This is a genomic window from Liquorilactobacillus sicerae, from assembly GCF_029916425.1.
Taxonomy (GTDB): Bacteria; Bacillota; Bacilli; order Lactobacillales; family Lactobacillaceae; genus Liquorilactobacillus; species Liquorilactobacillus sicerae.
The window spans coordinates 1-454 of record NZ_JAHAVQ010000226.1 but is presented as its reverse complement, the minus strand read 5'-3'; the positions used below and the strand labels follow the sequence as shown (position 1 = coordinate 454).

The 454-nt window shown below is 34.8% G+C and carries 2 pseudogenes; both read left to right on the top strand.

From position 1 onward, the window contains the following. Positions 1-216: pseudogene (locus tag KH893_RS12145) on the top strand (serine hydrolase domain-containing protein); the annotation flags it as partial. Positions 217-271: 55 nt separating this feature from the next. Continuing rightward, positions 272-454: pseudogene (locus KH893_RS12140) on the top strand (hypothetical protein); the annotation flags it as partial.

Genomic DNA, 454 nt, shown 5'->3' with positions numbered 1-454 from the left:
AAACAAATGTATTCGAAAGTTAATGGTTTTGCTTATGCCTCGGGTGCTTATAATTATCCTCAATATTACAAGGCGCATGGATATATTTTGAATTATGAACCAACTGTTTTTATTAGTAAGAATGCTGCTAATGCAGTCATTATGCTTTCGAATGTCTCGAGTAAAGTTTCCTGGGAAAAATTGGCGGAGAAAATTTTTCAAAAAATTATCTTCTAACTATTCCTTAGCACAGTTTTTTATTGACTGCTAGAATTATCCATGTAGAGAAAAAATGACTGGAGCTACTTATACAAAAGCATATATTGATCGGTCCGAAGGGCAGACCCATTTGCTTTTAGACGACGTTCAGACTGACGACCAAATATTTTTTCAGACTGTTCTTCTTTCTTTAGATGAGCGGTTTGAAGGGCGGATGCATTCAATGGAAAAAAATATTACCGGAGTTTTTAATTCC